We start from the raw sequence: 26,893 nt of genomic DNA on the forward strand, positions 1-26,893 counted from the left end.
GTAAACGGCATAATTCTTACCCCCAGGGTTGTAGTTTCATAGAACAATACCTCAACCGCCTTTGAGAGAATATTATTATCAACGATAGAACTAATCACTATCCCGGGCCTATTTTTTTTCATGATAACCTGTGTGAACCACACATCCTTCGCGCCGGTACGGAATAAGCGTTCCATAACATACGGCAATACCCGCGGGTCAAGGTCGTCAATATTGGTTTCAAGTAATACTAGCCCGGATTCTGTAATATACCCTGCGCTACCGTTCCCTGTTTGAGAACCCAATTTCCCAACAATAGTTTTCACGACATTAGCCTGTGCGTGATGAAAATCCTTAGTCCCTGCGCCATACCCTACGGAGAGCACTCTTACTGCGGGCATCCCCACCCCCTGTTTTTGAGTAAGAACGGCAAGGATTGCTGCGCCAGTGGGTGTACAGAGTTCGTACCTCGCGGTCTCGGGGTTAGTAAATATTACGCGGTTACGCAGTATCAGCGCGGTAGCAGTTGCGAGTGAACCAGTATTCAACGGTGATGCCAGCACTTCCACAGTATCCACAGATCCACCCCCAAACTTTTCTATCATAAGTTCATACGCGTAAAATGTGCCGCAGATATCAATCACAGTATCCAGGGAGTTAAGTTCATGAAAATGCACATTTTCTTTCTTTACACGATGAACACTAGCTTCCGCCGCTGCGAGAACATCAAATGTTTTTAGTGCCATTGTTTTTACGTATACTGAAAACTTGGTTTTACGGATAAGGCTTTTTATTTCCGTGACGGAACTAAACTCATACTCCCCGTTCTTAATGTTTAACTGTAAACACGGCAAATGTTTGCGGGAAGTCTCGGTTATCCTCACCTGCGGTGATACCTTTTTTAAGTTAAGTTTTTGTATGAGGTTACGTGTAAACGCTGAAGGGTTAACACCCGATGCGGAGACCAGTGATGTAAGAAACATATCGCCTGCTGCACCGGATGTGAGGTCGAGGTATACGACGAGCTGGTTATTGTTTTTCATATTAACATAATCCTTTCAGTTATTCACGGCAGGGGTATCCGCTACTCGCTCAATAGCCTTTTCCGCAGACGGAAAACGCTGAGGCCGCTCGTTAGCGTACACCCCTGCCGGAATAATTTTAATTTTTTTATTTACACCTACGGTTGATCAGATGCGCAACAATTCCCGCGCCATACCCATCGTCTATGTTTACGACAGTAACATTAGCGGCACAGGAGTTTAGCATCGATAATAACGCGGTGATACCGTTGAACCCCGTACCGTAGCCCACGGAAGTAGGCACTGCGATTACGGGACAGTTCACGAGCCCACCGACGACGGATGGTAACGCACCCTCCATCCCCGCGCATACTACTACACAGGACGGATGCCGGAGGACTGACTGGTTCTCAAGTAGCCTATGTATCCCCGCAACACCAACATCGTATAAGCGTTTAACCTTATTCCCTAATGAATCAAGAACGGTAACAACTTCTTCTGCGATAGGTATATCCGCCGTCCCGGCAGTAACTACCGCGACGTACGAACTTGTTAAGGTTTTACTTTTCTTATGATTAACTTTTTTCTTCGGGAACAGAACCCCCATCTTAGCGTACTTATTGTATACCAGCGCAGGGAAAACTGTTTTTACTGCACTAATAACACTTTCCTCCGCGCGGGTAAGAAGTATAGGCTCGGACCCGAGTTTATGGTACATCCGCGAGGTGATATCAATAATTTGTTCCACGGTTTTACCGGGGCAGTAGATAGCTTCGGGGAAACCCTGCCGCTGATGCCGCGCGTAATCCGGCCGTGCGTGAGTATAACTTTTTTTCATATTAGCTCTCGTAGAGAGGCATTGCCAAACAATACTCGCTCAATAGCCTTTTCCGCAGACGGAAAACTCTGAAATCGCTCGTATTTGTTTGTCATTGCCTCTACCATAAATCCAGTCTCCAATCATAAATATATATTATAGAACTATAAAACGCCCGGTCACCGCCAGGAACGCACGGTGAGGTTAGGGTCAACCGTAAAATTATCCCACTTCGTATTCTTAGCGTACTTATGTTTCCAGTAAGCCGCAGCGGCGATCATCGCAGCGTTATCGGTACAATACAGTTTTGACGGGAACGATACTTTTAACCCTTCTCTTTTACCCTGGAGAACCATCTCCCGGCGTAACCCTTCATTAGCAGACACCCCGCCTCCCACGAGTACGGTTTTTACGTTAACCTCTTTAGCGGTACGTAAAGTTTTGGTGACCAGCGTTTCGATAATTGCCTGCTGAAAACTTGACGCGATATCCGCGGTTGAAACCTTCACTTTCCCGGTATTCACCATTTTTTTGCGGTACACCGGATCATTAACAAAATTAGCAACCGCTGTTTTTATACCCGAGAACGAAAAGTCGCGGGTTTCACGCATAAACGGGCGTGGAAACTTTACTGCCCCGGGATTCCCGTGTTTAGCGTTACGGTCAATCACGGGCCCGCCGGGATAACCTAACCCCAGGACTTTGGATACTTTATCATAAGTTTCACCCACCGCGTCGTCACGGGTACGGCCGAGAACGTTGTACCGCCCAACTTTTTTTACGTGTATAAGTTCTGTATGCCCACCGGAAACAATTAATGCAAGCAACGGATACGCAATATTCTCACCACCCAGCATATTAGCGTATAAATGCCCTTCAATATGGTTTACGGGACATACTTTTGTGGAGGTAAGCATCCCGAGTACCCGCGCAGTCATCACCCCTACGAGCAACGACCCGACTAACCCCGGCCCGCTGGTCACGGCAATAAGGTTTATCCGCTGCCGGCCCACACCTTTTTTCTCGGTAGGATTATTCGCATACCCCGGGAGGTACGTATGTGAACGCCGTAACGCTTCGTCAATCATCCAGTTGATACTCCCAAGATGCATCCGTGCTGCGAGTTCCGGAATTATACCGTTGAACCTGCGATGCACGCGTTCCTGAGAGGATACTATATTTGAAAGAACAATACTTCCGTCCTTGACAACCGCCACTGCGGTTTCATCACACGAAGTTTCAATCCCCAGTACGTTCAGCCTACTGCTCCTCTTTTATAGCCTGAAAAATATTCCGTGCTTTAAGCAACTCAATTGCGCGTTGAAGGATAATATCTTCTACATGCTCATCTTTCTTTACGATTGACTTCGCATCAGCATCTTTCTGGTACAACATTTCCTTTTGCTCGCGTATCTTGATCTCAGTTTCCCGCGGGATAGTAACCTCAATATCCGGAGTGATACCTTTCTCGTGGATTAACCTTCCAAGCGGAGTATAATACTTCGCGGTGGTAAGCCTTAACCCTGACCCGTCACTCAGAGGGAATACCCGCTGGACTGACGCTTTCCCAAATGTTTGCGTACCAATAACAACCCCGCGTTTATGATCCTGTATCGCACCGGCTATGATCTCAGCACCTGACGCTGAACCTTTATTCACAAGTACGATTACCGGGAGGTCGCCGTACACGGCTTTTATATCCGCACGGAATTCCTCTTTTGCAGAAGGATCACGACCCTGGGTGTAAACTATCATCTTATTACCCCCGATAAACAGTTTGCATACCTCAACTGCCTGGTTCAATAACCCACCCGGGTCATAACGCAGGTCAAGCACTAACGCTTTCATCCCTTTTTCTTTAAGGCCGACCATTGCCGTACGCAGGTCGTCAATAACCTTGGCGTTAAGTTCAAGGATCCAGATATACGCAATCTCTTTATCCAGCATCTCATTACGTACCGCCTCAAGCTTGATTACTTCACGGGTAAGCGTTATATCAAACGTTTCTTTCTCACCTTCCCGCCAGACTGTGATCGTAACTTTAGTCCCCGGTGCGCCTCGAAGTTTTTTCACCGCGTCATTAACATCCATACCTTCGGTTGAAACATTTTCAATCTTAACAATCTTATCCCCGGGCTGTATCCCCGCGCGGTATGCCGGTGTCCCGGGCAAGGGTGTTACTACGGTCAATAACTTATCTTTAATTGAAATCCGTATACCTAACCCGCCAAACTCGCCTTCAGTCTCAACCCTCATTTCTTTGTGAGTCTCAGGTTCCATAAACTGCGAGAACGGGTCAAGTGTACGCACCATCCCGCTTGCTGCGCCGTATAACAACTTCTTACCTTCCACAGGCTCAACGTGATACCTCGTGATAAGCTCGTACACCTCTGTGATCAACCTCCACTGCTGGTACACATCCTCAGCTGCGGGTACCTGTGTATGGCTGAAGAACAATAAACATGACGATACCAGCGCAAGCGCTACCACACCTAAAACAACCTTTTTCTTAAGCATTAAACAACCCTTCTCCTTCTATAAACTATTACCTATATATATCCTCAATACTTACTTAGATGCCAGCCAGTCCAGCGGGTTCTCCGGTTTTGCATTCGCGCGGAATTCAAAGTATAAAGTCCCGCCGGTAATATTCCCGATTGCACTCCCAGCGGTAACGCTTTGATTATTCTGCACTAAAATTTTATTCAACGTCCCGTAGAGGCTATAACACCCCCCGCCGTGGTCTAACAACACAATATTCCCGTATGACTGGAATACGCCGGTATATACTACGGTACCGTTAGCAATCGCACGGACTTCACAGCCCGGGACGGACGGCATAATTTTGATACCGTTATTAATGACAAAAGTATCGAACTCAGGATGTTTATGTTTCCCGTAAGATGACACAACCTTCCCGTCAACCGGCCAGTCAAACATACCTTTAAGCTTATAAATCTCATTTCTCGCAAGTAACGCTTTTTGTTTTTGCTCCTGTGTTGCATGCTTCTTTGTTTCAAGCATATCAATAAGTTTCTGCATATCAGACGCCGATTTTTTTAATTTATCAATCTCGCTGGCATACTTCCTTCTTTCGGTCGCCGTCTGCGCAAGCTCAATCTCACGTTCCTTTTTTTGTGAAGAAGTTTTCCCGACAATACTCAACACCTCTTTCTGGCGTTTAGTTAACTGCACTTTTCTAACCTCCAGCAACCGGCGTTCACTGTCAGCATCAACTTTTTTCATTAATGACTGCTGGAGCAACGAATGTTTTTGCTGTAAAACACGTGTGAGGTACTCGTCATACACAGGATACACACCCTCTTTTGTGCGGTACCACATATACGCCGCACGCCATTCATAAGAAAGATATTTTTGCCAGCAGTTAATCTCTTCCTCAGCGTACAGGCACAACTTTTTAGCCTGCGCAATTTTTAATTCCGTATACTTATAATCATTATTCAATTTTTTAAGGTTCGAACGGTGCGACCCCAGCAAATTATCAATCTCCCTTATCCCGGACTTAATACTATTTTCCTTATTCATGATCTCAGCTTTTTTTTTCTCAAGCTCACGGATACTGTCTTCTATACGGCTGATCTCAGATTTTGTATTCTCCATTTCCTTTTCATACGACTTAATCTGTTTATCAAACTCATCAGCATAGAGTACCACCCCGCCCCGGCATCCCGGGGATAATAAAACAGCTGTAAGTACCAGAATATATACTGAACTATGAACCCGCAACCGCATCATCATCTGTAGAATCACCACTCCCTGACTTCCCAACTATAACAGTGGTTGCGCTTACTGCATCAGCAACCACTACGCCAAACCCCAGCACTAATGCGGATAACAATACCACCCCGCACTGCCACGCGTTGAGGAATCCCAGCCAGTCATACGCGTACACTGCAAGGGTTAATCTTAACACCACAAAACATACCGCTACCGCCACAAGTATGGTAATCAACTCAATCTTCGCATCTCCCGACATTATAAGCCCGGTACTTAACTTCGCACTGATAAAATATGTTAAGACAACGATAAACACAACGGTAATCATTGTACTGATAAGAATAACAAGCTTAGATACCGCGGTTTTAACTTTCCCCGCGAATTCCAGCTGCCCAACTTTTTCGTCGTTATAAAACACTACCTCAATTTCCTTCATTGCCTTAACGAGATCCAATAATCTTTCGAGATCCGTCCCCGGTGATTTCAGTTTTATCACAAACGACGAAGGTAACGGATTCTCCGGCAGAAGCGTAAGTGTTTGCTTAAAAAACTCATTCTTTACAAACTCGCGTAACGCATCTTCCGGGGATACATAATGCACTTCACCAATATAAGGCTCCGCCCTAAGTTTTTCCGCTACCTGCGCCACCCCTGGCATATCAACATCCTGATTAAGGAATGCGGTTACCTCAATCCCAGCCTCCATCTTGTGATAATACTTATTCACCGAACTATACCCTATTAAGAGTATACTGTACACAACCGCAAAGATAAGGTAGATCATACCCCTGAAAAGTACCGTAAAAACTGTCCGTCCTGTCATTTACACACTTCCTTAATTAAAATTTCAGAATTCTGTTTTGCCAACCTCTGTATTTCAGCAATTTTATCAGTTCTCACACTATCCTCCGCGTTCCAACTCACCATTACTTCTTTTAACCTCGCACCTAATTGTTTAACTTCGATACGCCTAACCCATGCCCGCGGGCACGCACCCCCGTCAATTATAGCGGTACCGATTTTATTATCATTCCCAAACCCTACCACCGGCACCCCGGCTTTAAGGCTGAACACCACGCCGTGCATACGCATGGTGATAACCCCCGCCGCACCGGAGATAATGTTCAGCGCATCACCAAACTTCTGATACCCATCCGCAACTACGGGCCTAACTTTTTTTATGTACCGCGCTAACTCTTCTGACACAGCGGTATCGCATAAGGGTTGAAACGGTAAAATCACGGCTTCATTAAACCCGTACTCTATGGACAACCCATCCACCGCCTCTGCTATACTAACAATCTCTTCGTGAGTAAGCTCCGCACGGGGTATCACACAAAAATACTTACCCTTCCCTCTATTAACCTGCCCCGCAGAGGGTTTGGGTTCACACTCATACGCCCATACAGGGTCAGCAGTGACAACAATTTTATCAATCCCCACTCCTGTGGAGGATAATAATACCGCACTGCCCTTATCCCTCATGGTAATAACCTTAGCCCGGCGGTAAATATACCCGCACAAACGTTTAACCACCACGGACTTAACCGGCCCGAACCCCTGTGCATAAATAATAAGTTTTTTCCCGAATACCAGTGCAGCCAGGCTCAGGATAAGATAATAATACGCGGTAACGCTCCCGGTCCTATCCTGTATCAACCCACCCCCGCCAAGGATAAAATAGTTACACCACAAAATCCCGGGGAGTACACTCCAGAAGTTCCACCGTGGAACCGCTTCTACGCCAAACACCGCGGAGGTACTCTCAGTATCCGCGGATAAAACTTTTAGTTCAACCCCTTCCCCGCAGGAAGTTAATGCAGTAATTATTGTTTTAAGTATGACCTCATCCCCGAGGTTACCAAACCCATAATACCCGCTTATCAGTACACGAGCCATTTCTTTTTCTCGCATAATGTCCAGATACCCGTCAGTACGACCCCGAGCACCACGCCAATCACCAACCCGTTAAAGGTGCGCAGTAACGACACCCATAACGGCGTATGCGCGTGTGTGAACGTGTTAATCACAGAAACCTGCCCTACCATCCCGAATATAATCCCCATGCGGGAAAGGTACCACAATAAATCCACCTTTTTCCCGGTGGATACCCATCTTCCCCATATAAAAATCCCAAGTATCAACAACGGATGCCCGAACATAAACTCTTTACTTCTCGGCCGGGCAAATAAGAAGTTATCCAATGCGCTGCGTACAACCTTTTCCCCGGGCAACATAATCCCGGAATCATTCCCGCTACGCAGCATAAACAGTAATAGTACAACCCCAACCCCCGTAAGTATGAGAATATCAATAATCCTTAATTTATACCCCAGTATCTCATTAAGTTTCGGGTACAAAACGTATCCCGCGATAAGTATGACCGGCAAAAATAATGCAGCCTTCACCGCACGGAATTCCACGAGTTTAACCGCGAATTCCGTACCGGATAACAACGCGGAGTTTAGTATCACCGCCGTAAAAGTGAATAAACAAATTTCGGTGAACGCTACTACCGTATTATCGCTATCCTGATGCAAACAAAAATTCCAGATCGCAAGTATAGGGAATAATATTGCTATAACAAAAGCCAGCAGTACCCTTGTGGAAACCGACTTCCTGAAGAATGACGGCCATGGCGGGACAGTATCAAACCTATACCCCATTTTTTGTAGTTTAGCAGATAACTTCTCAAACAACATGAACTGCGTATCAATAACCCCAACCCCGTTATCCCCAATCATACCCCTGGGTAACGGCGTGAGATACAGCATCCTTACATTCCGTTCCTTAACAGCTGTAACATACCTCTGTACAACCGCCTCAACCGGTTCCGCAGAACGCAGGTACCTGTTGATCTCGCGTTCTCCGATCCTATGCACACGGCAATAATTATATTCCCTGTTACCAACATCCCATAACCGCAGGACGCTAAGTTCAGGGATACATAACTTAACATCTTTTATCTCATCAAACACAGGAAATATATTTGCGCGTACCTGATTAACCGCATCGGGTTGAGGATAAACCCCGGAGATCTGGCTAACCTCCTGTGTGATACCGTAATTTAGATCAAAATACTCATCGGTTTTAAGGACAACCTTATACCCAAACTCCTTTGCCTGTACAACCTGTGCTTTGTCATACCACAGATCAGTCTCCGGAGTCAAACCCCGGGGCAGGGTAAGCATACTATACTGCCCCTGAGTACTTACCTGAAGCTTATTTTTGAAGACAGGATTAAACTTTGACTGTAAGCCCGTGATGATCCCGCGTTCCTGCGAAAGCCAGGTTTCACCTCTCGGTAAGGTAGACGCTGAAACTAACCCGGTTGCCACCAATCTCTCACGTTCATTTTGCGTGAAAACAATAACTCTGGGATCATCCTTCAGCATCCCGACATTCATCCGGTCAATCCCAACCGATGATATGTTTAACTCCCGCGATTTTATGAGGAACTCATCCCAGGAATATCCTGCGTTCATACACAAAGAATAATACCCGGGACGGTCAATACACAACTCCACAATCCCCTGCGCAGTTTCGTGCATCAACCGTATAGCAATAAACGGTACTGCCGCTGCACAGAGTAATGTCAGTGCCGCATATAACAACCTTTTGTCATACTTCATTATAATCTCTAACCTAACCACCCAAACCCAGTTTGAGTTTACGGGTTAAACGCCTCGCGTTTCTGTATAGCAAGCTTATACAATTCCTGATATTTCCGGACAGATTTTTCCCACGAAAAATTCCCGGCCATCGCGTTCTTTAAAATCTTACCCCACTGCTCTTTATCGTTATACAACGCGATCCCCCGGTCAATTGCCGCAAGGAATGCGTCGCAGTTATATTCCGTAAACGCAATACCATTCCCTTTTTTTGTTTCCGGGCTATAATCCACTACAGTATCCGCCAACCCTCCGGTGGTATGCACTACCGGCACAGTCCCGTACCGCATTGCAATCATCTGAGCTAACCCGCAAGGTTCAAACCTTGACGGCATAAGAAACATATCAACTCCCGCATAAATCTTATGAGCCATAGGTTCATTAAAATCAAGTTTAACGGCGATACGGTCCGGAAACTTTTCCGCCATCTTAGTCAACGCAGCTTCATACATAGAATCCCCGCGGCCAAGGATTACCAACCTAATTTCACGCTGCATAAGCGTATGCACCGCCTGTGCAAGCAGGTCAAACCCTTTTAGAGGATCCAACCGTGAAACCATTCCTAGTACCGGTATTGTAAGATCTACCGGCCATCCAAGTTCTTCAAACAACGCCTGTTTACACTCAACCTTATTCTCCAAAGATTTTACAGTATAATTCTTAGGTAAGTACTCATCTTTCTCGGGGTTCCACTCAGCTAAATCAATACCGTTTACGATACCGTACAAATCCTCACTACGCCCGCCTAAAACGTTCTCCATCCCTCTTCCGAGCTCATGAGATTCCTGAATTTCTTTTGCATAGGTCGGGCTTACTGTAGTGATAACATTCGCGAATGTTATTGCTGCTTTCATAAAGTTAACCTGCCCGTAGTACTCAAGTTTATCCGGTGTGAAATCAAACCACGCAAATCCCGCGGTACTCATTACTTCCGGCGGGAAAAATCCCTGGAACGCGATGTTATGGATGGTAAACACCGACGCTGTATGCCGATAAAACCCATCCAGCAGATATATTGTCCGCAGGTACGCAGGGATCAACCCGGTCTGCCAGTCATGACAATGCAGGACATCCGGCTGGAAATCCACAGCTTTTAAGGTTTCAAGCACTGCCCGCGAGAAAAAGATGAACCGTTCAGCGTTATCCGCATAATCCCCCCCAGCCGCTGTGCGGTACAATTCTTCACGCCCGAAATACTGTTCATTCTCAATAAAATACACGTTTATCGTGCGGTCAAGCTTACCTACCCACACATTTGCAACCTGCAACCCGCCGCCGATCGGGATAAGCAATGAGTTGATCAAAGGTTTAAGTTTAAACTTTTCAACATCAATATTCTTATATTTCGGCATTACAAGACAAACATCAGCCTTACGTTTTTTTAAAGCTTTCACTAACGCCCCTGCGACATCCGCCAGCCCGCCTGTTTTCGCAAACGGTACGCATTCCGATACTGCAAATGCAACTTTCATTTTTCTTTTTTCTCCTCCTACACTAAAAATTTAATTATTCAGCCTCACGCAAAAACTGTGCCGCTTCCTCCGGAGGTGTCGGGTTAATATAGAACCCTGAACCCCACTCAAACCCCGCAACCTTCACGAGTTTCGGTATGATCTCAAGATGCCAATGAAAAAACTGGTTATGCACCTCGCGGATCGGCGAGTTATGTATCAAAAAATTATACGGCGGATCATCAAGCACGCGTTTTAGTTTGTACATACAGATTTTCATAATCCTCGCGAGATTACCGATCTCATGTTTTTGAGCGTCCTCATACACAGCGTCATGATGCTTCGGCACAACCTTAATCTCAAACGGGAACCTGCTGGAGAACGGGCAATACGCGATAAAATCATCATTCTCCGTTATAATCCGTGTCTGTGACGCAGTCTCCTGCGCGTTCATATCGCATACCACACAACGTTCTTTATACTCATAATAATTTTTTGACCCGTTAATCAACTGCCTAGCGCGTAACGGCACAACCGGCAACGCAATCAACTGCGAATGCGGATGCACTAACGACGCACCGGCTGCGGCACCGCGGTTTTTGAAGACAAGTATATACTCAAACCTCGGATCTTTTTTCAGGTCCATTATACGGTCACGGTATGCCCAAAATATTTCTTCAACCTGATGATCAGAAAGATCAGCAAAATCTTTCTTATGTTCCGGTGTTTCAATAATAACCTCATGCGCACCAATCCCAGCCATACGGTCATACATCCCTTCACCGGTACGATGCATTGACCCTTCAATCTGCAACGCAGGAAACTTATTCGGCACTACGCGTACCCACCACCCGGGCCCGTCCTTCACCATCCCCGCCTGGCGGTACGCAAGCGTTTCTGCCGGTGTTGCTGATTCATTCCCCTCACAAAACGGGCACGGCTTATTAGTTTCTTCTTCACCTTCACGCCCATAATCCAGAGGCCGTTTTCCGCGTTCAGTAGAAATAATTACCCAACGTCCCATAATAGGATCACGCCGAAGTTCTGGCATAAAAAACTACCTTCCTTTCAACTAAATAAAACTTAATTATATTCTAAACGAACACCTATTCTTCGTCTTTTCTCCCGCCCTTAGCCTTAAACTCTTCAATCAACTTCTGGCGTACCGGGAACGGCGCTTCTTCCAGATGCGATACTGTCATCTTAAACTGCCCCGCGCCTTTGGTTAATGACCTTAGATCCGCTGCGTACTTAAACATTTCGGATAACGGCACCGTAGCTTTGATCACCTGTTTCTTACCTTCACGCTCAATCCCCAGAACCCTACCTCTCCGCGAATTAAGGTCACCCATAATAGCACCGACAAAATCATCCGGTGTTTGAATCTCAAGATTCATGATCGGTTCAAGTATTGTAGGATTAGCGGTTTCCACGCATTTCTGCATAGCCATACGCCCCGCGATCTTGAACGCCATATCAGAAGAATCAACTTCATGGTACGACCCGTCAAACAGTGTTACCCTTACGTCCACAAGATTATACCCCGCGATAATACCTTGTTCCATAGCTTCCTTAATACCTTTTTCAATTGACGGAATATAATTCTTTGGGATACGCCCCTGGGAGATATTATCAACAAATTCATACCCTGCACTGCGTTCCAGAGGCTCAATCTTTAACCAGCAATCCCCGTACTGCCCTTTTCCCCCGGATTGCCGTTTAAACTTCCCCTGTTGTTCAACCTTACCCTTAACAGTTTCCTTATACGGAATCTTTGGTTTTTGAAGTTCAATCTTAACATTCGCGCGTGCCTGAATTTTCTTCACGACATTATCGAGCTGCACCATCCCCAGCCCGGATAAAATCCATTCCCGTGTTTCTGTTGTAAAATAAAACCGCAGTGTCGGATCTTCCTGTACCACCGCCGCAAGGCCGGTTGCGAGTTTATCTTCCTCACCCTTGTTGTTGGAATACACCGCCATCTCAAGTTTTGGGTCAAGGAATTCAATCTTTGCAACTTCCTGCTGTTTATTATCCGATGCAAGCGTATTATTAGTCAGCGTTTCTTTCATCTTGACAAGCGTACAGATATCACCCGCAACAACTTTCGCGACTTCAGACCGTACAGCACCCGATGCGGTGGATACCTGCCCGATACGTTCTGACACACGGCGGGTGACATTATAAACATCACTCCCGCCCTTGAGTTCACCGGATAAAACTTTTATATAGGAAACCTTGCCGGTATGCGGTTCAAGGTATGTTTTGAATACAACCGCCGCGAGTTCTTTCTGTTTCCCGACCTCAAATTCCTCACCATCCTTATTCTTATACTTCCTCCCTGCGGGTGACGGGAGGTATGAACTAACAAAATTCAATAACTGATCGATCCCCACTCTCTGTGTGGACGATAAACACAGAACCGGCACAATTTTGCCTGACCTCAACCCGTTTAACAACCCAGCCTGAAGTTCTTCGTCAGTAAGGCCTTTACCTTCAAGATATTTTTCAATAAGTTTTTCATCCTCTGCAGCGATTGATTCAATAAGCTTATCCCGTTGTTCCGCCAGTGCGGCCTTAAGATCAGCGGGAACTTCAATCCCTGCGGGTTTACCGTCGGTATACTTAAACGCCTTCCCGCTGAGGACATCAACGATCCCCGAAAAATTCTGTGCCTCACCTATCGGCAACTGGAACATTACAGCCTGGATCCCGAGTTTTTCATTAAGTTTATTCAAGCAGGTACGCGCATTCGCGTTTTCCTTATCCAGTTTATTAACCACAACGATCTTAGGTATTCCGCGTTTAACGCATTCATCCCATAACGTTTCAGTATCCGCATCAACATCTGCAGTAGCGTCAAGCACAAATACTGCATTATCCGAAGCATAGATTGCGCCAAACGTTTCCCCATAAAAATCAGCGAACCCCGGCGCATCAAATATGTTTAGTTTAACCTTACCTTCGTACTCCACAGACATTAATGACGCGTAGAGTGAACTCCTGCGTTCCTTTTCCTCATCGGTAAAATCTGATACCGTATTCCCGTCCTCCACACTGCCGAACCGGGTGGTTAACCCCAGAGAAAACATAATACCTTCAACACACGTAGTTTTCCCTGTCCCCGAACCGCCAAGCAGGCACACGTTCCTGATGTTTGCAGTCTCATACGTTTTCATTATCGTCTGTCCTTTCCTCAATAATATTTTCGTCTTCAACATTAACCGCCGCAGCGGCGTTATCCTTACTGAACTCCTCCATCGGAGGAAGGTCCGCAATTGTTTTTAACCCAAAATATTTTAAGAACTGTTCCGTCGTACCGTATAACATAGGCTTCCCGATAGTTTCCTTACGCCCAACCATCTTGATAAGTTTACGTTCCAGCAGTTTATCAATCACCCCGCCGATATCCACCCCGCGTATCTGCTCGATCTCCGCGCGGGTAACCGGCTGTTTATACGCAATAATTGATAATGTTTCTAATGCCGAGTTTGACAACCGCAACGCAGTTTTTTCCTTAAAAAACTCGCGGATCCACTGGCTGAACTCTTTACGTGTAGATATCACATACCCGTTTGCAATCTCCTGCACCTGTAAAGCACGGGGTTCATAATCCCGTACCAACTCATCCAACGCAGCCTTTACATCCTCTTCCTTTGCCTTCAACACTTCAGCGAACCGCGTTGACGATATTGGGTTGGAACTTATAAACAATAACGTTTCAATAACTTTCTTAATATCCTCTTTTTCCATACAATCCCTGCTCCAGTCTCCCCTCTATCTATCCGTTCGTTATTTAATACTTTCGTCAGTACTCTCATCCTTTTTCTCCTGCGGTACCGCAACAGTATCACTACCCTGATTTTCAGTATCAGCAGGTTTTGTTTCACTGGCTACCACTTTATAAACCCGTATCTCCCCGAATAACGCGTTCTGCCGTGCCGCAAGCTGCCGTTCCTTCACAAGTTCAAGTACCGCAAGAAAGGTAACAATAAAATACGCCTTACTTGAGTTAGAAACAAATAGGTCGGAGAACACAAGGTACTCTTTACTCTCAAGCATTGCAATGATTTCACGTATTCTTTGATCCAGAGGTATCTCGTCATACACGATTTCCTTAACATTCTCACTGGTTTCCTCCACAACTTTCTTAAACGCAGCGAGAAGGTCAAACAAGGATACCTCAAGGCTATAATCTTCGTCATTAAGCACCATGTTCTGCCGGTAAAACACGCCGTACTGCTGGTCCTCTTTTTTATCCAGTACCAACGCCACCTGTTTATACTTCTCGTACTCAAGAAGTTTGCGGATAAGCTCTTCCCGCGGGTCAGGCCCTGTCTCATCGCCATCCACCACCTGCGGGCGCGGTAATAACATCTGTGCCTTAATCTGCATAAGAGTCGCAGCCATCACCAGGAACTCTCCAACGGTATCCAGTTTCAGCATCTTAATCATCTCAACATACCGGAGATACTCTTCCGTAATCTTAGCAATGGGTATATCATAAATATCAATGTCATCACGTTTGATGAGGTATATCAGAAGGTCCATCGGCCCTTCAAAATTCTCAAGTTTTATCTGATAATTATTATCTTCCATAAATGTATTATTACTCATAGATTACCCAAGTATTTTCACCGCTTCCCTAACTTTTTTCATGGTATCCTCCGCAACAGTACACGCGTACTCGTTACCCTGTTTGAGGATAACCTCTACCATAGCGTGATCTTTGGCAATCACCTGCCGTTTTTCACGTAAAGGTTTTAACGCAGTGATCAGCGCTTCAGACAATTCTTTCTTACACGCAACACAACCCGTCCCACCGGCCTTACACTCAGCCGCACGTTTTTCGTGGGACTCTATATAAATCTTATAAAACGCATGGACAACACACCCTTCGGGATGCCCTTTATCGTTGAGCTTAATTTTAACGGGATCCGTAAACATTTGTTTTACCTTAGACCTGACCGCATCCTCATCGTCGGAGAGAAGTATAGAATTCCCATACGATTTTGACATCTTACGGTTATCAATCCCGGGCACCCGTGGCGACTGCGATAACAACGCCTGTGGTTCCGGGAAAGTATTACCATAAAAATTATTGAACCTCCTCGCAATCTCGCGGGTAAGTTCTAAATGCGCTAACTGATCCTCCCCTACGGGCACAGCATCCGCGCGGTATACCATGATATCCGCTGCCTGCAGGACAGGATACCCGAGGAACCCGTAAGTTGAAAGATCACGCGTGGTAACCTCCCTCAACTGTTCTTTATAAGTAGGGCACCGTTCAAGCCACGGCAACGGCGTGATCATTGATAACAACAAAAACAATTCTGCATGCTGTTTCACAGCGGATTGACGGAAAATAACCGATTTTTGGGGATCCAACCCTATAGCCAGCCAGTCAATCACCATCTCACGTACGTTAGACTCAATATCCTTAGTATCCGCATACTCACTGGTCAGCGCATGCCAGTCCGCAACCATATAAAAACACTTATACTCATCCTGTTGCCTAACCCAGTTAACCAACGCACCCCAGTAATGCCCTACATGCAATTTCCCGCTGGGCCGCATCCCTGAAAGTATACGTTTTTTATTAACACTACTACTATTCATAACCCACCTTCAATTTTCTTAATACTAACACTAACGACAAAACAACGCTTTTTTATGGTACTAACAACCTATAAAGAAACCCGGCTGTTACAGTGAGGTACGTATTAATCCAGCCAAGATACAGCATCGCGAATACTGCAATAAACCCGTACTGTTCCAAACTAAGGTACCGCATAGCAAGGTTATACGGCAAAAACCCGGATACAACCTTAGACCCATCCAGCGGCGGGATCGGCAGCATATTGAACACCGCGAGGATAAGGTTGATATACAACCCCATATTAAAGGTCTCGTATAACAATTTTGTTATAGAATCCCGTATCGGCAATACCCACAGAACCAATGAGAATGCCACAGCAACCACGATATTTGCAACGGGACCCGCAAGGCCGACCTTAACAATATCCATCCTGGGATTATTAAACCGGTTAGGATCAACCGGTACAGGCTTTGCCCAGGCAATCACCGGGGTACCTAACATAATACATGCCATTGGTAGCACAATCGACCCTATGATATCGATATGGGGCAACGGGTTGAAAGTCAGCCTACCCATAGCGCGTGCGGTATCATCCCCACATTTTTCTGCCATCCATCCATGCGCATACTCATGCGCAACCACGGAAAACAGCAACAAAAACACTGTCATTAACGCTGTAGATAATGCCATAGATTTCTGGTATACTTCCCTACAAATTTTCTTTGTATATACATTAAATTGTATATGGTATACTAATACAAGAACAAAAGTCAACGACTTTTTTGGCAGGAACGCTGCCTTACTGCACCTGTACCAAATATTTCACCATATTCTGTAGTTCCGCGGTAGGTATCTGCAAAATATCAGGTAGTACACATGACACGCATCTCATACATTTTTCATCACAAAAATCGTGGAATAACTGCACCAACCCCTGTTGCTGAAGTTCACTTTTTATGTGATAATTCTTCAACCTCACCGGCCCAAAGATACGGCAGGACATAAGTTTTGCCCGGCGGTTAAGTTCCAAACACGGCACCGCACGGTACAACCTGCGTACATACTTCGCGGATAAATCCTTACCCCTGCTTTTGTAGTATACATACATTACCGGTAACACGCTATTGGAGAGCACCACCATTGCGCGGTTACGCCCGATAAACGCGTACTTCGGAAACGCTTCTCTCCCGCCGTAGACACAACGTTCCGCAAAGTATCCACGCGCAGGCTGGACTATGATACGCACCAACTCCTCAAGCGCAAGTTCCGGAAGAAGATTATTTTTTATACTCTGCTCAACAATCATGTCAATACAGTCAGTAACACTGCGGGGAGCAAGTTTTGTAACCATCGCAGCGTATCCCGCAAGCCGCCGCTGCGGGTAATTCACCGGGCGAAGGTTATTAAACACCCAGGAAACACTTTGCTTCCCTGTATTACCACCAATATTCCCCATTAACCCCGCGGAGGTTAATAATAACTTCTCAACGTTATCACTTTTATTATCACTCCCTGCTTCAGAACCAGCAATAACGGCATTAATTTGCATGTGGGTAACCTTTTTTGCTAGAGACCGCATCGCCTCCTTATTATCCTTATACCCCAAACACTCAAGGATCCCGTAATGCATAACCTCGTCGATAGAACGTTTTTCTTTTAGTATACTCTCATAGGTTTCTGCTTTGATAACAAACCGCGCTTCACCCGCTGCTAAAATAATGTTTTCTACACGGATAAGATTCTCCGCAATAACCGCTTTCCCGCACTTACCCGTAATACTCTCACTGGTAAACGGATACCCCTCAACCCCTGATTCGGGTAACGCATACGACTGCGCGTACATATACTTCCCTAATTCAAGTTCATGCATACCTTTACGTATAAACCTCTTCTTCGCAATGGAATGAAAACATACGTGAAGCACAACATTGTCATACCGTTTATCCAACTGATGCTTATGCGCATACCAGTCAGTATTCCGCAGGTGCAGTTCAATATCGCCTTCAATCACGCGGTGGTTAACACGTATTTTTGCATTAATAAAATCCGGCCCGGGATCAAGGTTCCACACACCGGGAGACAGGATAACAACTTTTTTATCATCAACAGTCCTCATCCCGCGGCGGTCATACGCCTGGTCATACCATATAGTACGCAACTGTTTTTCGGTAAGCACAATTTTTGTGGGTAAACACTGTTGTTCACGCAGAAGTAACCCATACTTTTTTCTTAACGCAAAATATACGCCGGTAAGAAGTTCGCTATCCCCAATAATTTTTTCTTCCCATAACAACATCGTACGCACCACCCCTTTCGCACAGTCATTGTCAATGTCAATGTCATAATCATAATAATAACCATCACGTTCACGTTAGTAATAACGCGTTCACTATTTATTCAGAAAGAAAGTATTTCTTATAATAACTCCGCAGCTAATCCTGCAAGCACGCTGCGTTCAGATTTTGAGAACATAATCTGGCCGAACACTTCCTGCCCTTTAAACCGTTCCACGAGATAGGTCAACCCGTTACTTGATGCGTCAAGATACGGGTTATCTATCTGATACGGATCGCCGGTAAGTATAACCTTTGTATTCTCACCTGCGCGGCTGATAATCGCCTTAGTTTCATGCGGGGTAAGGTTTTGCGCGTCATCCACGATGATATACTGTTTTGGCAAACTACGCCCGCGGATATAGGTCAGCGCTTCAATCTCAATTTTCCCGGTTTCAAAAAGGTACTGTGTTTTTTCTTCAACATTCTCATTATCGCCCTTACGGTCAATCAGGAACTCAAGATTATCCTGTATCGCACCCATCCACTGTCCCAGTTTTTCTTCCTTCGTCCCGGGGAGGAATCCAATATCCCGGCCAAGAGGGATAATCGGCCGGCAAATGAATAACCGGCGGTACATATGTTCATCCACAGTTTTTTGTAACCCACAGGCGATGGATAACAACGTTTTCCCGGTCCCCGCGATCCCGACAAGAGTTACGAGGTTAACATCGTCGCAGAGAAGAAGTTCTAACGCAAACTTTTGTTCAATATTAAGAGGCGACAATCCCCAGGGATGCGCTTCCTGGTGGAATAACGGCATGATCTCACCCGTTTTTTTTACGTACTTCCCTAATGCCGACTGCGAAGGGTTAACTTTATTTTTCATGAGAACAAACTCATTCGGCATTAACAGATTATCTTTGTCGTTCCATTTAAGTTTTTTATCAGCATAAAACTTATTGATTAACTCAACATCAACCTCAATAGTACGCCAGCCGGTATAGAGCTCATCGAACTTAACCTTAGATTTCTCATAATCCTGTACTAATAAGCCAACAGCCTCCGCCTTTATCCGCAGATTAATATCTTTGGATATAAATATAACATTCTCCCCTTTTTGCTGTAACGCTACGGCGGTTAGAAGTATGCGGTTATCCTTTTTTGAACTTTCAAAATCATACGCGATCTTCGCATTATGCTCAAGTTCAATTTTTAACACCCCGCCGTTCTTCAGAGGAACGCCTTCACTGAGCTTCCCGTGTTTTCTTAACCCGTCGAGGTTACGCGAAATCTGGCGTGCCATACGCCCGCGTTCATCCGCGAGTTTCTTAAAGTTATCCAACTCCTCAATAACCGCCATCGGGACTGACACCTTATTATCCGCAAAGTTATACATCGCATCAGTATCATGCAGAAGAACGTTGGTATCCAGTACAAAAGTTTTACGTTTACATGCCTCAGCAGCTGTCGTACTCATTTTATTAAATTCCTTCCCTCGCGGACTTCACCGCATCAATATACTTTTTCGCAAGCACCGTAATTTCATCCCATTTATTCTCAGCGACAAGTTTTTTGTTAACCAGATTACTCCCCGCAGCAACCGCTACTGCGCCAGCCTGTATAAACTTCCCTGCGGTTTCCAGGCTTACCCCGCCGGTTGGCAACATTTTTACATAGGGTAACGGCGCAAGAACGTCCTTAAAAAACTGCGGGCCAAGTGATGTCGCAGGAAAAACTTTTACGATATCCGCCCCGGCTTCCCAGGCGGTAAGAATTTCTGTCGGGGTAATCCCTGCGGGTACCACAGCTTTTGAGTACCTCCGGCACATAGCGATAACATCGAGTTTCAATACGGGGCTAACGATATAATCCGCCCCGGCAAGGATTGCCATCCTTGCGGTTTCCGCGTCAAGTACCGTACCCGCACCGATCACAGCTTTATCGCTATACTCTTTTGCCAGTATTTTGATAACATCAATCGCACCGGGAACGGTTAATGTAATTTCTATGCATTTAACCCCGCCTGCGAGTAACGCATCCGCAATATTATTAACTTTTTTTGCATCATCCACACGTACAACTGCCACTATACCGGTTGAGGTTACGATCTCCAAACATTGTTGTTTATCCATAATAATATAATTACCTGCTAATCCTTAATCCCGCGCCCTTAATCTGCGCTTCAACTTCCTCTTTTGTGCTCCAGTTAAGATCGCCCGGCATTGAATGCTTAAGCGCAGCCAGGGCATTACCGTGTTTTACGCCTTTATCAATATCCCCGTCAATATATCCGTAGATAAACCCGCCGGAATAGGAATCACCCGCACCGACACGGTCAACGATTTCTACGGAATACGTTTTGTCTTTATACAACTTACCATCAGCATACGCTATGGCTGTCCAGTCATTTGTCCAGACGGTAATATCTTTCCTCAGGGTTATGGTTACAACCTTGAACTTAAACTTATCGGCTAACGTTTTCGCTACTTCCTCGTAGTTTGTCCCTTTGATACCAAAAACTTTATTCGTATCCTCTTCTGTGGTTATAAGCACATCAACGTATTCCATCAACGGTTCCTGACACTTCCGCGATTCTGCTTCAGTCCACAACTTAGCACGGTAGTTAAGGTCGTAACTTACGGTGAGGCCAAGTTTTTTTGCGGTAACCAACGCTTCTTTTGTAACTTCCGCAGCTGACTTACTAAGTGCCGGTGTGATCCCGCTGGTATGCAAATGCTTTGCCGGCTTCAACACTTTTTCCCAGTCAATATCGCCGGGTTTTATCATACTGATCGCCGACCCTGCACGGTCGTATATCACCCGGGACGCTCTTGGCAGCGCGCCGTATTCCATGAAGTACAACCCCACGCGCCCTTCTTTTGACCACGCGATATTATCGGTATCCACCCCGTGTTCCCGCGCTTTGTTCCGCACCATATGGCCGATTGTATTATTCGGCAATGCACTCACCCACGCGGACGGTACACCCATACGGCTGAGGATCACCGCGACGTTGAGCTCACCCCCACCGACTTCCGTACGTAAACTTCTTGCATGCTCCAGGCGTTCAAAATTCTGCGGGGATAACCGCAGCATCGCTTCACCAAAGGTTACAACTTTGTAGTTACCACTCATGTTAGCCCACCACCCCTTCTTTTTTATCAAAAATGTTCCTAATAATAATTAATACCTATAATACAATTTTTCTTAATATGAAGTAAAGGAATTGGAAGGTTTCGCGTTTATTTCCATACAAGGTTAGCGATACGGTTAGCAAGTTCTTTAGTTTTACCGTCAAGTTCATCTGCAGAATAGGCTTTGATACCTTCGTTAACCTGTTCCCCTGTCTCCACATCCACAACCGATAATTGTATGTGATACACATTCTCGAGTTTACCAAGGCTGCCGATAACAATCTTTTTTACGTTCAACAACCGGCCTATTTTAACCGCGCATTCCGATGATGTGCACCCGGTGGACTGGAACTGCTGTTCTGCAAGGATTTTTTGCATATTCCCGCGTTCTACAAGTACGTAGCGTTTATCCTGTGAAATAATTTCACGGACAAAGTCGGACACCATCGCGGAGTCCATATCTGACACATTACGCCCCGCAAATTCGGATACCGCGATATTAATCGCGGATTCATACTTTTTGGCAGTCACTTTATCCTCAAAAGCATAGGGTTTTCCGAAGTACAGGTTCATCCCAAGATTCGCTATCACATGCTCATTAATATTTTGGATACTAACCTTTTCAATACCTATCTGGCTGCTTTGAAGAGTCAATTGCCCGGCAGTAAGGTCGGTTATTAAACTTAGGTTCGGCAGGAAATAATATTCAAGCCCTGCAAACGCACCGAAGAACAATCCGTTACCAAGACTTTTCCCGTCTGTCCCGGCAGCCAGTGTTATACGATCAGCTTCACCGCCAAGAAACCAAACAAACTTACTCGCAGGTGTGAGATAAAAATATACGCGGCTGCCAACTGCAGTGTTTTGTTCCATCCCTTGATAAGAAAACTGCAACCCAACCTTTTTTGCAAAACCATACTTTACTGATATACCTGAATAGAAAAGGCCGAGTGATAACCTGTTATTTTCGTAGTTTATTCCAGCAAAGATAGACGATGACAAAAACGCTATTAATGCTGCCGTTAAAACTATTACTTTATTATTCACGTATAAAAATCTCCACTAAATAATACTACTTCGTACAACGAAAACCTAAGTTGTTATATCTATTTAAAGGGTTGTATGTGTTACGATCCGCGGACCTGCAGTTGGTAACGGAGTTGCTCCAAGAACCGCCACGTAACACTCGGGTAACGCCGGTACCGGGCCCCGCGGGATTACTACTTGGGCTGCTACTGTAATATGTATCACCATACCAATCGTTACACCATTCCCACACATTTCCTGACATATCGTAACAACCATAGGGACTTTTTCCGTTTTCATAACTTCCTATCAGCGCAGTTGTGCTATATCCATCCTGACTACCATCTCCACTTGTTCCATCGTACCAATTACAATAGTTGTTATACCATGTACTACTCCACGGATACATCCGTTGATCCGTTCCTCTAGCTGCCTTTTCCCACTCGGCTTCAGTAGGTAACCGTTTCCCCGCCCATTTTGCGTACGCATACGCTTCGTACCAACTAACTCCTACGACTGGTAAGTTCGGACCGTTTGTCGCGCTATAACCATAGGTACTGTCTACCCAATAAGACGGCTGAGTAACAGTACTTCCTTTCCATGCCCACCCTTCAGTTGTCCAATAGGATGAGTTTATGTATCCCCCTGAATCAATAAATAGTTTGTATTGCCCGTTGGTAACTTCGTATTTATCGATATAATATGCATTGAGATATACTGAATGAATTGGCTGTTCATTTGTATTCGAACTCGACCCCATTGTAAAATTCCCGGCTGGTATTGCAACCATTCCCGCGGGAGGACCACTGAACGCTTGTGTCGTCGCGTAAGTTTCTGCGCAATACGCTGAATTCCCTGCGGTATTAAACGCACGGACACGATAGTAGTACTGCGTACCCGCGGACAAACCTGTATTACTATACGTTATAACATTCGCGCTAACCATTCCGATACTGTTGTACGTCCCGCTGGAACCGGTTTTACGTTCTATAAAGAACCCATCTTCGTTAGTTGAGTTATCCGTCCAGGTAATGTTAATTTGGCTGGTTGATACTACTGTTAAATGTAAATTACCGGGTGCAACGGGAACATTACTCGTGTTATTCCCGTTATTCTCTGATGAATTACTATATTCCAGTATCTTGTTATTCAATGTTTTAGAGTCTTCCTTCACAGCGTTCATTAATCCGACGGAGAACCCACCGGCAAACACTGTTGGCACAAATAATAGTACCGTGAATAACCCTATCGCCAGGCACAACCGTCTTCCATAAAAACTGTGAATGTTCATAAACCATACAAGATTTGCCAACTCAATTAACGTAAGATCCGGTAAAACAATCATTTTCTTGTATTTTATATGTGTGTTTCGCAACTGTAATGCTTTATCAGTATCATTTTCACAAAAGTACCATTTCGCCACAACTGAAGTATCTAATACCTGCATCTCTTTTCTCTCCATTCGCGTATTATCCCAACCCCGCTTTTCCCATTCGCTTTCTTGCTCAAACGATATCTAATACTATCCATCTCTTTTATCACACGCTTCTTGTTTTTTGCAGCGCTATTTTCTGCAATAATATTCACTTGAACTTTAACACTATGATGAGGAAGCGTCCCAACTTCAACCGTAAACATTCCCGTGGGATCAAGAATCCCTTCCAACACTCGCGTCATTCGAACATCACCTCTTTTCTTATGCATATAAAACTCCATATTACGATGTTATACATAATACAAATTATTATTGTTTGTATCCAAGGTTTAAATATTTTTGTATCGACAATAGTATGGATAAAAGCATATACTAAATGTTATTGGTATGGATGATAAAGTGGATGTTCATCTTTATCTTCGGTCAGTTTTGGGTAATAATCGGCGTACTTTTCATGTTTTTCTAAGAACTCAAACTACTCGCCGCAAAATAACCCATTTATTGTCGTATTTCTTACTGCGTTTAACAGGTATGTTATCGCCTGGTGACGCGAACATTAGATGCGGCCCACGGCTTTCATTCCGCGTTTTTATACCATTCAATACTGCTTGCGCGGTTTGCAGGATATTCACGGATTCTACTGTAGAGACGAAGCCAATCATCCCGGGTTTCACGGTTTTATTCCCAATTTTTGCAGTCATTACTTTGTTAAGCCCCGCAATCCCTGCAATGACATCATCTTTTACACGGACAACACTCGCGGTGGAAGACATAAGTTCCCGCACCTGCTTTATCACTTTATCTGCAGGTACACCGCGGGATGATAAATATGCGTTACTAAACTTTTGTACGAACTGTTCTATATTTGAAGATACACTTTTCGAAGTTATAGTTTTCACTTTTCTCATACTTACCGCAGCATGAGTACCCGCGATTTTACCGAATACCTGCGTGTCAAGCAACGCATTACCCCCGGGACGGTTAGCTCCGTGCTGCCCCCCCGCGCATTCGCCGCACGCGTACAACCCGTTGACTGTGGTACGCCCGTGGATATCAATCTTAACCCCACCCTGGAAATGCTGGATTGCCGGCGCGATTTCTATTTTATCACCCTTCACTAAATCAATACCCCGACGGCGGAACCACTCCACGCTTTCGGGATTAATCTCCCTCAGCCTTGATAACGGCGACCTATCACGTTCCTCTGTGGTTACTGAACCCCGATGTTTAACTTCAGACTCATAGCGCAACTGCCACTTTTTGTCAAGAAGGTCAAACCTAAACCCTCTGGGGTTATGTGAGTACTCAAGAAAAACTTTTCTACCCTTCTGTATCTGCCGGTAGACCGCTATATCCACGAGCTTCGCTTCATCTTCATAAGATAACGGCCAACTTGCGCCTTTACGGAATACGGTATTGAATAACATATCTGTTGAAAGATACTTATGCAAAAACTCAACCCCGCGGTCATCAACAATTCTTGGTACCGCACGCATCATACTGCCGGAACACGCAAGTTTTGTTTTTATAGAACACAACCCTATCTGTATGAACTCCATATTAACGAGTTCCGCTCCTGCGCGTAACGCCATCCCGTGCCCATCGCCATTCATACCATCAGGATAAACGTTGACACCAAAAACCCCACCGGGCCCACCGGTTGCGAGTATAATTCTTGAGGTGTTGAACCCCATAAGTTCACCGGTTTTTTCGTCAATACACCACGCTCCGCGGATAATATTGTTTTCCACAATTAAATCAGCGATGAAACAATCTTCAATAACTTTTACTCCGGTACGTTTAACCTTTTTCACTAACGCAGCTTCTATATGGTTCGCGGTGTACGGACCGGTATAACATGCGCGGGGATACTCCGACCCATCGGTGATAAACTGATGCGGCTTTCCGTTATGTTTGACAAATGGCACACCGAGTGAGTCAAGGTACTCATACGCATCAGCTGAATTTTGTGCCAATATTTTCGCAAGCGCATAACTTGATACACGCCCGCCGATATCATAAATATCTTTCGCGTGATGATGCCAATTATTTTTTCCTCCCGGTTCGGTATGTTTCAACGTTGCGTGGAACGCCATACGGTCAGAACACGCTGTGGCGGTAACACCGCTTTTCCCGAGTTTCCCGCGGGTAGCAAGTATGATATCCAGGTTTTGGTTTGTTTCATACGCAGCGATTGCCGCACGGATACCCGCACCACCACTGCCTATAACAAGGACATCGCAGGTAAGGTTTTTAGTATTCACGGATTAATAACCGCCTTCAAAGCTTTACGGTTAACCGCCATCTCCAACGCAATATTCGCATCCTTCAACGGATAACGGTGGGTAACAATTTTGTTGAACGGATACTTCCCGGATAACACCAGCCGGACAGCTTTCTCAAGATGCGTATAATCATTCACCCATGAACCCTGGAGCGCAACATTTTTCCGGCAAATATCGGTGTACACATCAAACTCAACGTATCCCACTGGTGTTGCGATCCCGGGTAAGGCGTACATCCCGCCGGGTGCTACCATCTTAACGCCTTCCGCTAAGGCATTAACGTTGCCGGTACATTCTACCACAAGTTCAGCCCCGCGCCCTTGTGTTTTTGATCTCACAAATTCTATGCGCTCATCCGCTGTGGTTTTGTCGTTAATAAGAATATCCGTTGCACCGAACTCTTTACACAACTCAAGCCTATGCCTGCTGCGTTCCGTTCCAATAACAATAATATTCTCAG

Annotated in this window: 24 protein-coding genes; all 24 read right to left on the reverse strand. The window is 45.3% G+C overall.

The window, feature by feature from the left end:
- Nucleotides 1-1,022, reverse strand: a 1,022-nt coding sequence (locus WC955_08025) for a LarC family nickel insertion protein (GenBank protein MFA5859000.1), incomplete at its 3' end; no start/stop codon positions are given.
- A gap of 127 nt (nt 1,023-1,149) precedes the next feature.
- A complete protein-coding gene (larB, locus tag WC955_08030; protein MFA5859001.1) occupies nt 1,150-1,839 on the reverse strand; it encodes a nickel pincer cofactor biosynthesis protein LarB in 690 nt (229 codons plus the stop codon).
- A 158-nt stretch (nt 1,840-1,997) separates the two neighbouring features.
- Nucleotides 1,998-3,077 carry a tRNA (adenosine(37)-N6)-threonylcarbamoyltransferase complex transferase subunit TsaD gene (gene tsaD, locus WC955_08035; GenBank protein ID MFA5859002.1) on the reverse strand — a complete coding sequence of 360 codons (1,080 nt, stop codon included), beginning with the start codon at nt 3,075-3,077 and terminating at the stop codon, nt 1,998-2,000.
- Nucleotide 3,078: 1 nt separating this feature from the next.
- Complete coding sequence (locus tag WC955_08040) at nt 3,079-4,335, reverse strand: S41 family peptidase (GenBank protein MFA5859003.1); 1,257 nt, start codon at nt 4,333-4,335, stop codon at nt 3,079-3,081.
- Nucleotides 4,336-4,386: 51 nt separating this feature from the next.
- Nucleotides 4,387-5,577, reverse strand: a complete 1,191-nt coding sequence (locus WC955_08045) for a peptidoglycan DD-metalloendopeptidase family protein (protein MFA5859004.1) — start codon at nt 5,575-5,577, stop codon at nt 4,387-4,389.
- Entirely contained in the window at nt 5,552-6,379 is an 828-nt protein-coding gene (locus WC955_08050; protein MFA5859005.1) for a permease-like cell division protein FtsX, read from the reverse strand. The genes WC955_08045 and WC955_08050 overlap by 26 nt, the downstream gene beginning before the upstream one ends.
- Nucleotides 6,376-7,470, reverse strand: coding sequence for a polysaccharide pyruvyl transferase CsaB (csaB, locus tag WC955_08055; protein ID MFA5859006.1), 1,095 nt, complete (start codon nt 7,468-7,470; stop codon nt 6,376-6,378). The genes WC955_08050 and csaB overlap by 4 nt, the downstream gene beginning before the upstream one ends.
- Entirely contained in the window at nt 7,440-9,188 is a 1,749-nt protein-coding gene (locus tag WC955_08060) for a DUF5693 family protein (GenBank protein ID MFA5859007.1), read from the reverse strand. Before WC955_08060 ends, csaB begins: the two co-directional genes overlap by 31 nt.
- Before the next feature lie 38 nt (nt 9,189-9,226).
- Nucleotides 9,227-10,699 (reverse strand): glycogen synthase GlgA, encoded by a 1,473-nt coding sequence (glgA, locus tag WC955_08065; GenBank protein ID MFA5859008.1) that lies wholly within the window; start codon nt 10,697-10,699, stop codon nt 9,227-9,229.
- 34 nt (nt 10,700-10,733) lie between these two features.
- Nucleotides 10,734-11,729, reverse strand: a complete 996-nt coding sequence (gene galT / locus WC955_08070; protein ID MFA5859009.1) for a galactose-1-phosphate uridylyltransferase — start codon at nt 11,727-11,729, stop codon at nt 10,734-10,736.
- 55 nt (nt 11,730-11,784) lie between these two features.
- A complete protein-coding gene (locus WC955_08075; GenBank protein MFA5859010.1) occupies nt 11,785-13,857 on the reverse strand; it encodes an elongation factor G in 2,073 nt (690 codons plus the stop codon).
- Nucleotides 13,844-14,431, reverse strand: a complete 588-nt coding sequence (gene scpB / locus WC955_08080; protein MFA5859011.1) for an SMC-Scp complex subunit ScpB — start codon at nt 14,429-14,431, stop codon at nt 13,844-13,846. The genes WC955_08075 and scpB overlap by 14 nt, the downstream gene beginning before the upstream one ends.
- A 39-nt stretch (nt 14,432-14,470) precedes the next feature.
- Nucleotides 14,471-15,295 (reverse strand): segregation/condensation protein A, encoded by an 825-nt coding sequence (locus WC955_08085; protein ID MFA5859012.1) that lies wholly within the window; start codon nt 15,293-15,295, stop codon nt 14,471-14,473.
- A gap of 3 nt (nt 15,296-15,298) precedes the next feature.
- Complete coding sequence (trpS, locus tag WC955_08090; GenBank protein ID MFA5859013.1) at nt 15,299-16,297, reverse strand: tryptophan--tRNA ligase; 999 nt, start codon at nt 16,295-16,297, stop codon at nt 15,299-15,301.
- A gap of 52 nt (nt 16,298-16,349) precedes the next feature.
- Nucleotides 16,350-16,967 carry a site-2 protease family protein gene (locus WC955_08095; protein ID MFA5859014.1) on the reverse strand — a complete coding sequence of 206 codons (618 nt, stop codon included), beginning with the start codon at nt 16,965-16,967 and terminating at the stop codon, nt 16,350-16,352.
- A 109-nt stretch (nt 16,968-17,076) separates the two neighbouring features.
- Nucleotides 17,077-18,573, reverse strand: coding sequence for a DUF2851 family protein (locus WC955_08100; GenBank protein MFA5859015.1), 1,497 nt, complete (start codon nt 18,571-18,573; stop codon nt 17,077-17,079).
- Nucleotides 18,574-18,692: 119 nt separating this feature from the next.
- Nucleotides 18,693-20,030, reverse strand: coding sequence for a PhoH family protein (locus WC955_08105; GenBank protein MFA5859016.1), 1,338 nt, complete (start codon nt 20,028-20,030; stop codon nt 18,693-18,695).
- A gap of 4 nt (nt 20,031-20,034) precedes the next feature.
- A complete protein-coding gene (gene eda, locus WC955_08110) occupies nt 20,035-20,685 on the reverse strand; it encodes a bifunctional 4-hydroxy-2-oxoglutarate aldolase/2-dehydro-3-deoxy-phosphogluconate aldolase (GenBank protein MFA5859017.1) in 651 nt (216 codons plus the stop codon).
- 10 nt (nt 20,686-20,695) lie between these two features.
- On the reverse strand, nt 20,696-21,688 hold the full coding sequence (locus WC955_08115) for a sugar kinase (protein ID MFA5859018.1): 993 nt from the start codon (nt 21,686-21,688) through the stop codon (nt 20,696-20,698).
- 107 nt (nt 21,689-21,795) lie between these two features.
- Nucleotides 21,796-22,734, reverse strand: coding sequence for a CsgG/HfaB family protein (locus WC955_08120; protein ID MFA5859019.1), 939 nt, complete (start codon nt 22,732-22,734; stop codon nt 21,796-21,798).
- 25 nt (nt 22,735-22,759) lie between these two features.
- Nucleotides 22,760-24,175 (reverse strand): SUMF1/EgtB/PvdO family nonheme iron enzyme, encoded by a 1,416-nt coding sequence (locus WC955_08125; GenBank protein ID MFA5859020.1) that lies wholly within the window; start codon nt 24,173-24,175, stop codon nt 22,760-22,762.
- Nucleotides 24,148-24,390: a hypothetical protein gene (locus WC955_08130; GenBank protein ID MFA5859021.1), complete on the reverse strand. Its 243-nt coding sequence runs from the start codon at nt 24,388-24,390 to the stop codon at nt 24,148-24,150. The genes WC955_08125 and WC955_08130 overlap by 28 nt, the downstream gene beginning before the upstream one ends.
- 228 nt (nt 24,391-24,618) lie before the next feature.
- Nucleotides 24,619-26,412 carry an FAD-binding protein gene (locus tag WC955_08135; GenBank protein MFA5859022.1) on the reverse strand — a complete coding sequence of 598 codons (1,794 nt, stop codon included), beginning with the start codon at nt 26,410-26,412 and terminating at the stop codon, nt 24,619-24,621.
- Nucleotides 26,409-26,893: zinc-binding dehydrogenase (locus WC955_08140; GenBank protein ID MFA5859023.1), on the reverse strand; the 485-nt coding region annotated here is incomplete at its 5' end. The genes WC955_08140 and WC955_08135, both read right to left, overlap by 4 nt.

Source organism: Elusimicrobiota bacterium (assembly GCA_041658405.1).
Lineage (GTDB): Bacteria > Elusimicrobiota > UBA5214 > JBBAAG01 > JBBAAG01 > JBBAAG01.